Here is a 14,424-nt window from a genome sequence, read left to right as displayed (position 1 = left end):
GAAATACCTGCTTATTCTTCGCTGGTGTGCACTTTGCGGTGCAGGATCGCCTGGAATTCATCGGCGAAGGTGTAGTAGCGGCCCAGCAAGGTTTCGCTGCGCGCAGCAAAACGGTTGTAAGCGATGACCGCCGGGATCGCAGCGAACAGGCCGATCGCGGTGGCGATGAGGGCTTCGGCGATACCCGGGGCAACGGTGGCGAGCGTCGCTTGCTGGGCGCTGGCCAGACCACGGAAGGAGTTCATGATCCCCCACACGGTGCCGAACAGACCGATGTACGGGCTGACCGAACCGACGGTGGCGAGGAACGGCAGGCTCTGCTCGAGTTTCTCTTCTTCGCGCGAGATGGCCACGCGCATGGCACGGGCGACACCTTCCATCACGGCTTCAGGATCGACACCTGGCTGCTGACGCAGACGGGAGAATTCCTTGAAGCCGGCACGGAAGATCTGCTCCACGCCCGAATCCGGATCAGGGTTGCTGCCGGCCTGACGGTACAGTTTGGACAGGTCGATACCCGACCAGAAGCGCTCTTCGAAGCTCTCCAGGGCACGTCGACCGGCACGCAGCAAATTGCTGCGCTGAAAGATCATGATCCATGAGGTCACCGATGCGGCCACCAGGGTCAACATTACCAACTGCACCACGATGCTGGCATTGCTGACCAGGCTCCACATGGAGGAATGGTCGACGACGTTAGCTTCCACGCTTTATCTCCTGCTTTGAGTGTGTACCCGGGCCGACCGCGTCGGCGAAGGCCGCACGCAGGTCTTCGGGAAGGGCCCGGGGTTTCAAACTGTCGGTGCGCACGCAGGCCACCAAAAACTGCCCTTCGCAGAGCAGCACATTATCCGTGGCCCGCCTGACCTGCTGTTTGAAGCGCAGGCTGGCACGGTTCAATTCGATTACATCAGCGCTTACCAGCAGTTCGTCATCCAGTCGCGCCGGCGCGTGGTAGCGCGCTTCGCTGGAATGCACGACGAACAACAGGTCCTCTCCGGCAAGCACAGATTGGGCAAAACCCAGTTCCCGTAGCCGCTCGGTTCGAGCCCGTTCCATAAACTTGAGGTAATTAACGTAATACACGATGCCGCCCGCATCGGTGTCCTCGTAATAAACGCGACAACGATGTGCGAACGGCTCAAGCCCGTTTTGCGCGCGCATACTCTAGTGCTTACTCCTCAGGTTGCCAATCCGGCCAGACAACTGTTTTTCGTGGTTTCAAAGCTTTAACGCAAAAGTACCGTCGTCTGACAGTACAAACCCTGAATAAATCACCAACAAATGTGTATCAATCGTCGACGGCGTCGAGAAACTCGTCTGCCACGGGCATCTCGCCCATGCGTGACGGAACATTCAAACCGAAATGCAGATAGGCATGCCGCGTCACCACCCTACCCCGTGGCGTGCGCATGATATAGCCCTGCTGAATCAGATACGGTTCGAGCACGTCTTCAATGGTGTGGCGTTCTTCACTGATCGCCGCCGCCAGACTGTCGATACCAACCGGACCGCCGTCGAACTTCTCGATCATGGTCAACAGCAGGCGCCGGTCCTGGTGATCGAAACCGTGTTCATCGACGTCCAGCAGGTTCAGCGCCAGATCCGCCACCGCTTTGGTGATGTGGCCCTTGGCGCGTACTTCAGCGAAATCGCGCACCCGCCGCAGCAGACGGTTGGCAATTCGCGGTGTGCCACGGGCGCGACGGGCGATCTCGAACGAACCTTCCGGATCCAGCGGCAGACCGAGAATGGCCGCCGAACGACTGACGATCGTTGCCAGATCCGCCGTGCTGTAGAACTCCAGGCGCTGGACGATACCGAAGCGATCACGCAACGGATTGGTCAGCATGCCGGCGCGGGTGGTGGCGCCGACCAGAGTGAAAGGCGGCAGGTCCAGTTTGATCGAGCGCGCCGCCGGCCCCTCGCCAATCATGATATCGAGCTGGAAATCTTCCATCGCCGGATACAGCACTTCTTCAACGATCGGCGATAGACGATGGATTTCGTCGATGAACAACACATCGTGCGGCTCAAGATTGGTCAGCAACGCGGCCAGATCACCCGGGCGTTCCAGCACTGGCCCGGAGGTGCTCTTGATCGACACGCCCATTTCCTGGGCAATGATGTTCGCCAGCGTGGTCTTGCCCAGCCCCGGCGGGCCGAAGATCAGGGTGTGATCGAGGGACTCGCTGCGGCCACGGGCAGCCTGGATGAACAGCTCCATCTGCTCGCGCACGGTCGGCTGGCCAATGTAGTCGGCCAGGCTGACCGGGCGGATGGCCCGATCCTGGACTTCTTCGCGCTCGCGCGGGCTGTGCGCGGCGGCGATCAGACGATCAGCTTCAATCACTTAAATCATTCCCTTCAGAGCGCGGCGGATCAGGTCTTCGCTGCTCAGGTTCTTGTCTTTGATCGCGGAAATCGCCTTGCTCGCTTCCTGCGGCTTGTAGCCCAGCGAGATCAACGCGCTGACCGCATCGGTCTCGGCACTGTTGACCGGCGCCGGGCCGTCCGGCTGATTCGGCACCAGCGCGAACATCGCCGGCGAAGTTTCCCAGGCCTTGAAGCGATCTTTCAATTCCACCAGCAAACGCTCGGCGGTTTTCTTGCCAACCCCCGGCACCTTGGTCAGCGCCGAAGTGTCCTGAGACTGCACGCAGCGCACCAGCTCGTCGACTTCCAGGCTCGACATCAACGCCAGCGCCAGTTTCGGTCCGACGCCATTGAGACGGATCAGCTCGCGAAAGAAGTCTCGCTCACGCTTGCCGGCAAAACCATAGAGCAATTGCGCATCTTCGCGTACGACCAAATGGGTGTGCAGGGTCAGCGGTTCGCCGACCGACGGCAGACGATAAAGGGTGGTCATGGGCACTTCCACCTCATAGCCAAGGCCGTTCACATCGAGAATCAGGTGCGGCGGCTGTTTCTCAGCCAGGGTGCCGCGCAAGCGTCCAATCACGTTTTGAATCCTTGAGCGCTGGCCAGCCGTGGGCTGGCGACGATTGAAGGTGGCTTGCGCGCCGACAACACAGGCACCGCGAAGTCACTTTCGAGAAAATTGATGCTGATGCTATCAGAGACGCAGGCGCCCGCCACGACTGCGTGCGGTTCCCAGCCCGTGCGGCAGCAGGCTTGAGCGCGTGTGCGCATGGCAAATGGCAATCGCGAGGGCGTCGGAGGCGTCGATCTGCGGCTTGCTGGTCAACTTGAGCATGTGCATGACCATCATCTGCACCTGCTCCTTATTGGCCGCACCGGTGCCGACCACCGCCTGTTTGACTTGCGTGGCGGTGTACTCGGCGATTTCCAGACACTCTTCGGCGCCGGCGACAATCGCAGCGCCCCGCGCCTGTCCGAGCTTCAGCGCCGAGTCGGCGTTTTTCGCCATGAACACCTTTTCGATGCCCATGGTCACCGGGCCGTAGGTCTTGATGATTTCGCGCACGCCGCGATAGACGATCTGCAGACGCTCATGCAGCTCGCCGGAACCGGTGCGAATGCAGCCCGAGGCCACATAGATGCAGCCACCCCGCCCGGTATCGCGAACGATCCCGTAACCGGTGATGCGCGAACCGGGGTCGATACCAAGGATTAAAGTCATAACGCCTGCAGATTCATAAAACGATTTACCTGACAGCCAATAGCAAATGTGGGAGCGAGCCTGCTCGCGAAGGCGGTATGTCAGCAGATACAGGTGCTGAATGACACACCGCTTTCGCGAGCAGGCTCGCTCCCACAAGGAAGACTAGTCGCTTATCAGCCAAGCTGAGCGGCGACGTCTTCCGGGATGTCCGCGTTGGAGTAGACGTTCTGCACGTCATCCAGGTCCTCAAGCATGTCGATCAGCTTGAGCACCTTCTCCGCGCCTTCCAGATCCAGCTCGGCGCTGGTGGTCGGCTGCATGACGATTTCCGCATCGTCACCCTTGAACCCGGCCGCTTCCAGCGCGTTGCGCACCGCATAGAAACCGGTGAACGAGGTGAACACGTCGATCGAACCATCTTCGTGGGTGACCACGTCATCGGCATCGGCTTCCAGCGCCGCTTCGGTCAGTGCGTCTTCATCGACGCCCGGAGCGAAGCTGATCTGGCCCTTGCGCTCGAACAGATACGCCACCGAACCATCGGTGCCGAGGTTGCCGCCACACTTGCTGAACGCGTGACGCACAGCCGCCGCAGTGCGGTTGCGGTTGTCGGTCATGCACTCGACCATCACCGCCACACCGCCCGGGCCGTAACCTTCGTAGGTCAGTTCTTCAACGTTGTCCGCTTCAGTGGCGCCGGCACCGCGCGCGACGGCACGGTCAATGATGTCGCGACTCATGTTCGCGCTCAACGCCTTGTCCAGAGCCAGACGCAGACGCGGGTTGGAACCCGGATCACCGCCACCCTGACGGGCCGCAACGGTCAGTTCACGGATCCACTTGGTGAAGATCTTGCCCCTCTTGGCATCCTGACGTTCTTTGCGGTGCTTGATGTTTGCCCACTTGGAATGACCTGCCATAACTTGCTCCGAATGCTCTTTGAAACCTTGCCCGCCCCGCCGAGGCAGCGGCCGGCAATTGAAAAATTCGACCTGAGAAAGAAAAAAGGCGCATCCGAAGATGCGCCTTCAGGCCCGTCTTACTCAGCCTTTGGCGTTTCGCGCAGGCGAATGTGCAGCTCGCGCAATGCCTTGGCATCCACTACGCCCGGAGCCTGCGTCATCACGTCGGCAGCACTCTGGGTTTTCGGGAAGGCGATCACTTCACGGATCGACTGGGCGCCGGTCATCAGCATCACCAGACGGTCCAGACCGAAGGCCAGACCACCGTGCGGCGGTGCGCCGTACTTCAGCGCGTCGAGCAGGAAGCCGAACTTCTCTTCCTGTTCCGCTTCGTTGATGCCCAGCAGGCGGAATACCGCTTGCTGCATTTCCTTGCGGTGGATACGGATCGAACCGCCGCCCAGCTCGGTGCCGTTCAACACCATGTCGTACGCACGGGACAGTGCGCCGGCCGGGTTGGCTTCGAGTTCCTGCGGGGTGCACTTCGGTGCAGTGAACGGGTGGTGCAGCGCCGAGAAGCTGCCGTCGTCGTTCTCTTCGAACATCGGGAAGTCGACGACCCACATTGGCGCCCACTCGCAGGTCAGCAGCTTCAGGTCGTGACCGAGCTTGATCCGCAGCGCGCCCAGGGCTTCGCTGACGATCTTGGCCTTGTCGGCACCGAAGAACACGATATCGCCATCGACTGCGCCAACGCGATCGAGGATCACGTTGAGCTTGTCTTCCGGGATGTTCTTCACGATCGGCGATTGCAGACCTTCAACACCGGCGGCACGCTCGTTGACCTTGATGTACGCCAGGCCCTTGGCACCGTAGATGCCGACGAACTTGGTGTAGTCGTCGATCTGCTTGCGCGGCATGCTCGCCCCGCCTGGAACACGCAGTGCGGCGATGCGGCACTTCGGATCGTTGGCCGGGCCGCTGAACACCTTGAAGTCGACTTCTTTCAACTGGTCGGCAACGTCAACCAGTTCCAGCGGAATACGCAGGTCCGGCTTGTCCGAACCGTAGCGGCGCATGGCTTCTTCGAAGGTCATGTGCGGGAATTCGCCGAACTCCAGGTTCAGCACTTCCTTGAACAGGTTGCGGATCATCTGCTCGGTCAGGCCCATGATCTCTTTTTCATCGAGGAAGCTGGTCTCGATGTCGATCTGGGTGAATTCCGGCTGACGGTCGGCACGCAGGTCTTCGTCACGGAAGCACTTGGCGATCTGGTAGTAACGGTCGAAGCCGGCGACCATCAGCAGTTGCTTGAACAGCTGCGGCGATTGCGGCAGGGCGAAGAACGAACCGGCGTGGGTACGGCTCGGCACCAGATAGTCACGCGCACCTTCCGGAGTGGCCCGGGTCAGGATCGGCGTTTCGACGTCGAGGAAGCCGTTCTCGTCGAGGAAGCGACGGATGCTGGTGGTCATGCGCGAACGCAGGCGCAGCTTCTCGGCCATTTCCGGACGACGCAGGTCGAGGAAGCGATAGCGCAGGCGGGTTTCTTCGCCGACGTCGGAGAACTCGTTGAGCGGGAACGGCGGGGTTTCCGACTCGTTCAGCACTTCCAGTTCATAACCCAGCACTTCGATCATGCCCGAGGCCATGTTGGCGTTGGTCGCGCCGGCCGGACGCAGACGCACCTTGCCGGTGATCTTCACGACGTATTCGCTGCGCACGCGGTCGGCGGCGGCGAAGCTCTCGGCGCGATCCGGATCGAACACCACCTGAGCCAGACCATCACGATCACGGATATCGAGGAAAATCACCCCGCCGTGGTCGCGGCGACGGTGAACCCATCCGCAAAGGGTAATTTCCTGGCCTTCCAGGCTTTCGTTCAGTTGGCCGCAATAGTGGCTGCGCATCATGGTGTGGTTCGCTTCTCGTAATTCGAAATTCGGTGGAGATCCCGCCGCCATCAAGCAGGGCGGAAACTCACGCGTGTCGTTCGTTCAGGGTTTGAACCCTAGTCAGCTTTGTCGCCACCGGCCAGATTCTTCTTGGCTCCGGTCTTGAAGTCGGTCTCGTACCAACCGTTGCCGCTGAGGCGAAAACCCGGCATGGACAGCTGCTTCTTCAGTTCGGGCGCCTGGCAGGCAGGGCAATCGACCAACGGTGCGTCGCTGATCTTCTGAATGGCTTCCAACTGATGACCACAGGAAGCACATTGGTAATCGTACATTGGCATGGAGGTGTCTCGGCGATCAGATTGCTGCCGCGCGAAGGGCTTTGCGGCGAAAGCGCGGGATTATATCGATTAAATGCGGGCTGTGCAGCCGTAACGCTGCACAGCCCGCAACCTCGTTGCACCCGCCGTTCAGCGCGAAACTGCGGGTGCGAGATCTTTGATCCCGTTCATGACGCAAACCACCCGCACCAGCGCACTGAAATTCTTCACTCCGCCGTAACGCAGATGCACCTCACGATCAACGTGGGATAGTAGTGTGCTGATCGAGCAATGATTGTCCTCGGCCATGCCGCCGAGGATGTTCCAGTAGACCTGCTCGAGTCGCAGGCAGGTCGCAAAACCATTGAGGCGAATCGACCGCGACAGCGGCCGGATCAGATTCATGTCGAACTCGCTGACGAACGGATCGACCTTTATTACATGCCGCGAAGCCGACATCCTGTCGCTTCGCCTGTCTCCTTCTACCATAGCGTTGACACTCCTTTGCCATGACTGCTGATTTATAAGGCAACATCCTGCGCCTTCATAAAAACCCAGTGACAAAGTTAGCGCCATACGACTTGTTGACCAGCCTCGTAGGATAAGCCAACGACAACGGTAAGAGTCTGGAGAGCATGCGGACGACCTCAGGCCGTCCGCAGCGGCCGGGTCATTCCTCGAGCAGCGCGCGCAGCATCCACGCAGTTTTCTCGTGCACCTGCATGCGTTGGGTCAGCAGGTCAGCGGTCGGCTCGTCGCTGACCTTGTCCAGCAGCGGGAAAATGCCGCGCGCGGTACGGGTCACCGCTTCCTGACCTTCGACCAATTGCTTGATCATGTCTTCGGCGCTCGGCACACCGACTTCTTCTTTAATAGAAGAAAGACGCGCGTAGGTCGCGTAGGCACCCGGCGCCGGGAAGCCCAACGCACGGATACGCTCGGCGATCAAATCGACGGCCAGCGCCAGCTCGTTGTATTGCTCTTCGAACATCAGGTGCAACGTGCGAAACATCGGGCCGGTGACGTTCCAGTGGAAGTTATGGGTTTTCAGATACAGCACGTAGGTGTCCGACAGCAGTCGCGACAGCCCTTCGACGATGGATTTGCGGTCTTCTTCACTGATACCGATATCAATTGCCATGCTTGCCCCCTAACAGTGATTGAATTCATCCAGCAGGTTCGGTCCCACTGTAGCAAGGCAAGAGCCGGCTCGCAGCTATGAATCCGTGGTCAGACTGCGACAAATCGACCGTTTCTCTGCCGCTGGCCGGGCTGATTTGAGTAGCCGCAGGCTTTGCTGTTAAATAGGCAGTGTGTCGCCATGCCCTATTTTCCGGGGTGTTGCGCATAGGCTGATGCCGTGTACGTGTCCACCGCCTCTTATTTTGTCCTGAAGCGAACCGTGCGCCTTCAGCTCTTCCTTGTGAGCCGTCATAACGTGAGCCAATCAAAATGTTGAAAATCGTCCACCTGCTAATGGGCGCAGCAGCCTTGCTGCTGTCGTTCATACCCAGCCTGAAAGCCGAAGCCGTTCCTTACCTGCAACAGCCCGATGCACTTTACCTGGCCTTTTTCGGCCTGCTGAACCTGGTCATCGCTCCAGTGATTCCTTACTGGAACAAAGGCCCGCGGCAGCATCTGCAAAATCTGGTCAGCGCCCTTCTGGTACTGACTGTCGTCCTGCAAACTTTGACCCTGATCGCGCCGATGCCGGTCATCGCTGGCCAGCCGGCGGTGTTGTTCAGCCTGGTGATCGCCCTGGTTGCCGTGCTGCTGCATCTGGCCGTGAGCTTCTACAAATCGTCACCGGCCGCTGCGCCGACTACCTATGACATGAGCAATCGCGATACCGGCACCGTGAAGTGGTTCAACACTTCCAAGGGTTTCGGGTTTATCTCCCGGGATTCCGGCGATGATATTTTCGTGCACTTTCGCGCCATTCGTGGCGAAGGCCACCGCGTCCTGGTCGAAGGCCAGCGCGTCGAGTTCTCGGTAATGAACCGCGACAAGGGCCTGCAAGCCGAGGACGTGATCGCCGCCCTGCCGCGTCGCTGATCCAAAGCAAAAAAACCGCGAGCAGCCTGACTGTTCGCGGTTTTTTTATGCCTGCCGAATGGCTCAATAATGCGGCGGCGGTGCATCTTCCTCAAAAGCACCGAACTGCCCGACCATTTCTTCGTGACGCTTGATCAGCGCTTCCATCTGCAATTGCAGGCGCTCGATGACTTTCTGCTGGGCCACCAGCACATCGTTCAAAGCCTGAATGGTGTCATCCTGAAAGGCCAGACGGCTTTCCAGATCGGTTACGCGTCCCTCAAGGCTCATGACTCAGCCCTCCAAAAAAGTGAATTCATCGGTCAGCACCAGACGCAAGCGCTCGCGAATGGCTGCTACCTGTTCCGCGCTGTACGGCTTGGCCGGGTGCCTGCCCCAGACCGGAGCCGGCCAGGCGACATCGTCACGCTTACGCACGATCACATGCATATGTAACTGGCTGACAACGTTACCCAGGGTTGCCACGTTCAGCTTGTCGGCGTCGAACGAATCCTTGAGTAACTCGGCAAGGGTGGTGGTTTCCTGCCACAGTTGCTGCTGATCGGCGACATCCAACTGAAACAACTCGCTTATATCCTCGCGACGAGGTACCAGGATGAACCAAGGGTAATTGCTGTCGTTGGACAGCAACAGCCGGCACAACGGAAAGTCGCCGATGACCAGGGCGTCCTGTTGAAGTCGTGAATCCAAAGCAAACACTGTGAGCACTCCCGCTGATCCTCTAACTCAGCTTAGCGGCGGCCCATTCGAAGCAGCGCGCCAAGCGACAGAACGGCAGCATACCTGCGAATGCAGCGAGCTTCACGCCGCTGCCAGCAGTAAATCGTCAGGCGCTCCGACATGAAACATTTATCCCGGCCGCGCACCAACACAGGCCCCGACATGAGCCTTGACGTGAAGAGCTGCACGAAAATCCTTGATCTGCCGTACCTCAGGTCAGTCGCCGCCAGATTGCCCAAGGCTGGATTCATGATTTTTTTGCACCAAAACTGCACAACACGACTACGCTCACTGGGTCGGGCATCCGCTAAATACTCAGTAAGGGGTGAACCGGTAACGTTTTTTGCTGTCCTGCGCACCCTGGGTACGCTGCAACACCATTGGGAGAACCTCGTCAAGCCCGCAGCAAAAAAGGCTCCGGAGCCCCGTTTTCACACGGTTTTCACATCTGCGAGCGGCCCATAGAAAAATAACCGCAGCGTTTTCGCGGTTTGTGCACGCTTGTTGCATTAGTAACCGTATGGACTATAAGCGCACCACTGGAAGTGGTCGCTTGAAGCCAATAAAAACAGTGGCAGGGTTGCCCGATGGAGATTCAAGTGTTTTGCCAGGGACTCTTTTTTAGCGATGCAAAAAAGGCCCGGAAACAGCGATAAAGTTGTCAGTCCGGCTGCATCGGTACTGTGAATTTGCGACATCCAGCGCTCCTTTTGCGACAACGCCGTAAAGAAGCTGAAAGGTTGATTTCGCAAGTATCGCCAACAATGTCGGCGTGATATAAGTTTGCGCCGACACAAAAAGAAAGAGCCGCCCAGATAATAAAACAGGTGGGACGGCAGTACTCTTCTAAAAACCAAAGGAGCAAATCACGATGCGCGTGATGAAGTGGAGCATGATCGCCCTGGCTGTTGCAGCAGGCACCTCGCAGTTCGCAATGGCGTCTTCTCAAGATGAATCGAAAGGTTTTGTTGAAGACAGCAGCTTCAGCGTCAAGACTCGCATGCTGTATATGAACCGTGATTTCAAGAACGAAAACCTGAAAAGCAGCCCGTCGGGTGAGCGCCAGGGCTATCGGGAAGAAACCGGTATTGGCATGCATGCCATTTACGAGTCCGGCTTCACCCAAGGCACCATCGGTGTAGGTGTAGATGCTTTCGGTCTTGGCTCCATCAAGCTGGACACTGGACGCGGCCGCACTGGCAACGGTCTGTTCGCTCCCGATAGCGACGGCAGAGCTGAAGACACTCAGTCGAAAAGCGGTGGAGCAGTCAAGTTCCGTCTTTCCGACACTGTCCTGAAATACGGTAACCAGTTTGTCGCCAGCCCGGTTTTTTCCACCGACGACAGCCGCTTGCTGCCTGAGACCGCTACCGGCACCATGCTCGTATCCAAAGAGATCCCGGGCCTGGAACTGAGCGCAGGTCGCTTTACCGCGCTGAGCGCGCAAAGCCAGATGGGTCGTGACTCCATCGTTGAAGGTGGCCTGAAATCCGCTGACATCGCCGGTGCTACCTATCAGTTCACCGACAGTTTTGTCGCCGGTGTTGCAGCATCCGACGTGGAAGACCACTTCAAGAAGCAATACGTCAATCTGAACTACACCCTGCCGATCAACGACGAACAGTCGCTGAACTTCGATTTCAACGGGTACAAGAGCAAGAGCCAGGGTCAAGACCTGTCCGGCGACATCGACAACCGCATCTGGTCCCTTAGCGCTGCTTACAGCATCGGCGCGCACAAATTCACCCTCGCCCACCAGCGCTCCAGCGGTGACACCGGTTACGTGTACGGCGTGGACGGCGGCGGCACGATCTTCCTCGCCAACTCCGTGCAGTACTCTGACTTCAACGGTGCAGACGAGCGTTCGTGGCAGGGCCGTTATGACCTGAACATGGCTACCTTCGGCGTACCTGGTCTGAGCTTCATGACCCGTTACATCAAAGGTGACAACATCAGCACCGGCGCTGAAGAGGGCAAAGAGCACGAACTGGACTTCGAATCCAAATACGTTATGCAAAACGGTCCAGCGAAAGACTTGTCTTTCCGCCTGCGTAGCGCCTGGTATCGCTCCAACACTTCTTACAACGGTGGTGATAACAACGACCTGCGTTTGATCGTTGAATATCCACTGAGCATCCTGTAATAAGGTTGCGAAGCTGACGTACTGTAGAGCTTTGCTCTAACAAAACCGCCCTCCTGAATCAGGAGGGCGGTTTTTTTATGGATGAATAACTGATCAAACAGAAAAAACATTAGTCAGCTACTTATTAGCCAGCATAGTTTTATCGCGCCGATAAAAAACCCGAGAGTGTGCACACTGCTCGGGTTTTATATTAGTTGCTGACTGCCAAGCCAACTTCAAAGACGCTTACTGCGTGGCAGATTCCTGCACTACGCGTATAACCCGCTGTGGAAACGGAATATCAATCCCGGCAGCCTTCAAACGATCCCGCGCCTGTTCATTGAACATGAACATCACATCCCAATAATCCGCAGTTTTAACCCAGACACGCAGGGAAACCGTGATCGAACTGTCGCCCAATGTCGAAATCACTGCCTGTGGCTCGGGGTCCTGCATGACGCGGGGATCCTTGGCCAGATCCAGCAATACCTGACGGGCCTTCTGCAGATCCGCTTCGTAATCCACGCCCACATCGAACACGACTTTGCGGGTTGGCTGGCGGTTGGTGTTGGTGATGATGCCGTTCGACAGGTTGCCGTTGGGCAGGATGATGGTCTTGTTGTCGCCGGTACGCAGCACGGTGTGGAAAATCTGGATGCTGTCGACGGTACCCGCTACACCTTGGGCTTCGATCCAGTCACCGATACGGAACGGGCGGAACAGCAGAATCAGCACGCCGCCAGCGAAGTTCGCTAGGCTGCCCTGCAAGGCCAGACCGATCGCCAGACCCGCAGCACCGATAGCCGCGACGAACGAGGTGGTTTCGACGCCGATCATCGACGCGACGCTGACAATCAGCAGCACCTTGAGAATGATGTTGGCCAGGCTGCTGATAAAGCCTTGCAGCGCGAGGTCGGCATTGCGCAGGGCCAGCAGACCGCCGAGTTTTTGCGTGACCTTGTTGATCAGCCACCAGCCGATCGCCAGGGTAATCACTGCCAGCAGTACGCGGCTGCCGTATTCCATGATCATCGGGATCCACGCCTGGGACGCCTTGACCAGGTGGTCCACTTCCGCATTCAAATCCATGTTCTATCTCCTGATTTCCGGCTTCCCGGGGTGTATTCAAAACAACTGTGGGAGCGAGCCTGCTCGCGAATGCGGCGTGTCAGTCAACTTTTCGCTGAATGAAACACCGCATTCGCGAGCAGGCTCGCTCCCACATAGCCTTCAGACCAAGCTTAGTCGCGGAAGTTGTTGAACTGCAGCGGCATGCCGAATTCCCTGGCACGCAGGGCCGCGATGGCTTCCTGCAAATCGTCGCGCTTCTTGCCGGTGACACGCACCTGCTCGCCCTGAATGGCGGCCTGGACCTTGAGCTTGGCTTCCTTGATGTGGCCGACGATTTTCTTTGCCAGCTCTTTGTCGATGCCTTCCTTGAGGATGGCGTCCTGCTTCATCAGTTTGCCCGAAGCGTAAGCATCCTTGACCTCAAGGCACTGCACGTCGATCTTGCGCTTGGTCAGCGCCAGCTTGAGGATTTCGATCATCGCTTCGAGCTGGAAAGCAGCTTCGGCGGTGAGGCTGACGGTCAGGTCTTTTTCCTTGAACTCGAAGCTGCCCTTGCCTTTCAGGTCATAACGACGATCGAGTTCCTTCACGGCGTTCTCGACCGCGTTGGTGAGTTCGTGTTTGTCCAGTTCGGATACCACGTCGAACGACGGCATGTAATCTCTCCAATAAAAAGGCGCGCTCGATGTGGATGGAGCGCGCTTGGCTTGCGGTTAAAATCGGGCTCATTATAACGGGTCTTTTCCTACCGATACGGCGAGCCGCACATGCCTGCAAGCAATCGAGCAAAAAACTGATGTCGACCACCTGGCACGTACTCGGCGCCGGCAGCCTCGGCACACTCTGGGCGACACGTCTGGCCCGGGCCGGCTTGCCTGTGCAACTGATCCTGCGCGATGCGGCGCGCTTGCACAGCTACGAGGCAGTGGGCGGCTTGACCCTGGTAGAAAACGGACAAGCTCATACCTATGCAGTTCCCGGCGAAACCCCGGACAGCCCCGAGCCAATTCGCCGTTTATTGGTCGCGTGCAAGGCCTATGACGCCGAAGAGGCCGTCGCCCGCCTCGCTTCACGCCTCGCGCCAGACGCCGAACTGATCCTCCTGCAAAACGGCCTTGGCAGTCAGGACGCCGTCGCCGCGCGCGTGCCGCAAGCGCGCTGCATCAGCGCCTCCAGCACCGAGGGCGCGTTCCGCGATGGCGATTGGCGCGTGGTGTTTGCCGGTCACGGTTTCAACTGGCTGGGCGATGGCGCAAATCCGCTGGCGCCGGTCTGGCTGGACGACCTGCAAGCGGCGAACATCCCCCATGAATGGAGCGCTGACATCCTCACCCGCCTGTGGCGCAAACTGGCGCTGAACTGCGCGATCAACCCGCTGACTGTGCTCCACGATTGCCGCAACGGCGGGCTGAGCGAGCATCACTGCGAAGTTGCCACACTCTGTGCCGAATTGACCGAACTGCTCGAACGCTGCGGCCAGCCGGCTGCGGCGGAAAACCTGCAAGCGGAAGTCGAACGAGTGATCCACGCCACCGCCGCCAATTACTCTTCGATGTATCAGGACGTCGCCAACCAGCGCCGCACCGAGATCAGCTATCTGTTGGGCCACGCCTGCAAAGTTGCCGAGCGCCATCAGTTGCATCTGCCGCATCTGCAGCAGTTGCAGCAACGCCTGATCGCTCATCTGCACAAGCGTGGATTGCCCAGCGACTGAGCAGCCGCTAGGCTGACGACTTGTTCCCCTGCTGCGATAAAC

Annotated in this window: 17 protein-coding genes; 3 read left to right on the top strand and 14 right to left on the bottom strand. The window is 58.5% G+C overall.

Features of this window, described 5'->3' with window-relative positions:
* Positions 1–11 precede the first annotated feature (11 nt).
* The 10 genes from tolQ to AB4N48_RS04015 form a co-directional block, all read right to left on the bottom strand.
* Positions 12–707, bottom strand: coding sequence for a protein TolQ (gene tolQ / locus AB4N48_RS04060; RefSeq protein WP_008080223.1), 696 nt, complete (start codon positions 705–707; stop codon positions 12–14).
* A complete protein-coding gene (gene ybgC, locus AB4N48_RS04055) occupies positions 697–1,164 on the bottom strand; it encodes a tol-pal system-associated acyl-CoA thioesterase (RefSeq protein ID WP_041479792.1) in 468 nt (155 codons plus the stop codon). Before ybgC ends, tolQ begins: the two co-directional genes overlap by 11 nt.
* A 127-nt stretch (positions 1,165–1,291) precedes the next feature.
* Positions 1,292–2,353, bottom strand: coding sequence for a Holliday junction branch migration DNA helicase RuvB (ruvB, locus tag AB4N48_RS04050; protein ID WP_024014087.1), 1,062 nt, complete (start codon positions 2,351–2,353; stop codon positions 1,292–1,294).
* Positions 2,354–2,962 carry a Holliday junction branch migration protein RuvA gene (gene ruvA / locus AB4N48_RS04045; protein WP_024014088.1) on the bottom strand — a complete coding sequence of 203 codons (609 nt, stop codon included), beginning with the start codon at positions 2,960–2,962 and terminating at the stop codon, positions 2,354–2,356.
* 114 nt (positions 2,963–3,076) lie between these two features.
* Positions 3,077–3,604: a crossover junction endodeoxyribonuclease RuvC gene (gene ruvC, locus AB4N48_RS04040; RefSeq protein WP_016773501.1), complete on the bottom strand. Its 528-nt coding sequence runs from the start codon at positions 3,602–3,604 to the stop codon at positions 3,077–3,079.
* A gap of 155 nt (positions 3,605–3,759) precedes the next feature.
* On the bottom strand, positions 3,760–4,506 hold the full coding sequence (locus AB4N48_RS04035; RefSeq protein ID WP_024014089.1) for a YebC/PmpR family DNA-binding transcriptional regulator: 747 nt from the start codon (positions 4,504–4,506) through the stop codon (positions 3,760–3,762).
* Positions 4,507–4,625: 119 nt separating this feature from the next.
* Entirely contained in the window at positions 4,626–6,401 is a 1,776-nt protein-coding gene (gene aspS, locus AB4N48_RS04030) for an aspartate--tRNA ligase (protein ID WP_041479793.1), read from the bottom strand.
* 98 nt (positions 6,402–6,499) lie between these two features.
* Complete coding sequence (locus AB4N48_RS04025) at positions 6,500–6,721, bottom strand: FmdB family zinc ribbon protein (RefSeq protein WP_016773499.1); 222 nt, start codon at positions 6,719–6,721, stop codon at positions 6,500–6,502.
* Positions 6,722–6,850: 129 nt separating this feature from the next.
* Positions 6,851–7,189, bottom strand: coding sequence for a ribbon-helix-helix domain-containing protein (locus tag AB4N48_RS04020; RefSeq protein WP_024014091.1), 339 nt, complete (start codon positions 7,187–7,189; stop codon positions 6,851–6,853).
* A 181-nt stretch (positions 7,190–7,370) separates the two neighbouring features.
* Positions 7,371–7,841: a Dps family protein gene (locus AB4N48_RS04015; RefSeq protein ID WP_041479794.1), complete on the bottom strand. Its 471-nt coding sequence runs from the start codon at positions 7,839–7,841 to the stop codon at positions 7,371–7,373.
* Between the two features lie 311 nt (positions 7,842–8,152).
* Between AB4N48_RS04015 and AB4N48_RS04010 the strand changes: the two genes are divergently transcribed.
* The gene (locus AB4N48_RS04010) at positions 8,153–8,755 is read left to right on the top strand and encodes a cold-shock protein (protein ID WP_016773496.1); all 603 of its coding nucleotides are present in this window, start codon (positions 8,153–8,155) and stop codon (positions 8,753–8,755) included.
* Positions 8,756–8,818: 63 nt separating this feature from the next.
* On the opposite strand, the gene AB4N48_RS04005 is transcribed toward AB4N48_RS04010, so the two are convergent.
* Both AB4N48_RS04005 and AB4N48_RS04000 read right to left on the bottom strand, forming a co-directional pair.
* Positions 8,819–9,025, bottom strand: a complete 207-nt coding sequence (locus AB4N48_RS04005; RefSeq protein WP_041479795.1) for a SlyX family protein — start codon at positions 9,023–9,025, stop codon at positions 8,819–8,821.
* A 3-nt stretch (positions 9,026–9,028) separates the two neighbouring features.
* Positions 9,029–9,454 (bottom strand): HIT family protein, encoded by a 426-nt coding sequence (locus AB4N48_RS04000; protein ID WP_056787907.1) that lies wholly within the window; start codon positions 9,452–9,454, stop codon positions 9,029–9,031.
* Positions 9,455–10,346: 892 nt separating this feature from the next.
* Between AB4N48_RS04000 and AB4N48_RS03995 the strand changes: the two genes are divergently transcribed.
* Positions 10,347–11,618 (top strand): OprD family porin, encoded by a 1,272-nt coding sequence (locus tag AB4N48_RS03995; protein WP_071173364.1) that lies wholly within the window; start codon positions 10,347–10,349, stop codon positions 11,616–11,618.
* 225 nt (positions 11,619–11,843) lie between these two features.
* On the opposite strand, the gene AB4N48_RS03990 is transcribed toward AB4N48_RS03995, so the two are convergent.
* The gene (locus AB4N48_RS03990; RefSeq protein WP_016773492.1) at positions 11,844–12,686 is read right to left on the bottom strand and encodes a mechanosensitive ion channel family protein; all 843 of its coding nucleotides are present in this window, start codon (positions 12,684–12,686) and stop codon (positions 11,844–11,846) included.
* Positions 12,687–12,838: 152 nt separating this feature from the next.
* Entirely contained in the window at positions 12,839–13,324 is a 486-nt protein-coding gene (locus AB4N48_RS03985) for a YajQ family cyclic di-GMP-binding protein (RefSeq protein ID WP_056787899.1), read from the bottom strand.
* A gap of 140 nt (positions 13,325–13,464) precedes the next feature.
* On the opposite strand from AB4N48_RS03985, the gene AB4N48_RS03980 reads away from it, so the two are divergent.
* Positions 13,465–14,382: a putative 2-dehydropantoate 2-reductase gene (locus AB4N48_RS03980; RefSeq protein ID WP_460094848.1), complete on the top strand. Its 918-nt coding sequence runs from the start codon at positions 13,465–13,467 to the stop codon at positions 14,380–14,382.
* Positions 14,383–14,424: the final 42 nt, after the last annotated feature.

Source organism: Pseudomonas sp. S2_C11, from assembly GCF_054668395.1.
Note: the sequence above shows the minus strand (reverse complement) of the source record. Positions and strands in the feature narration are given on the sequence as shown.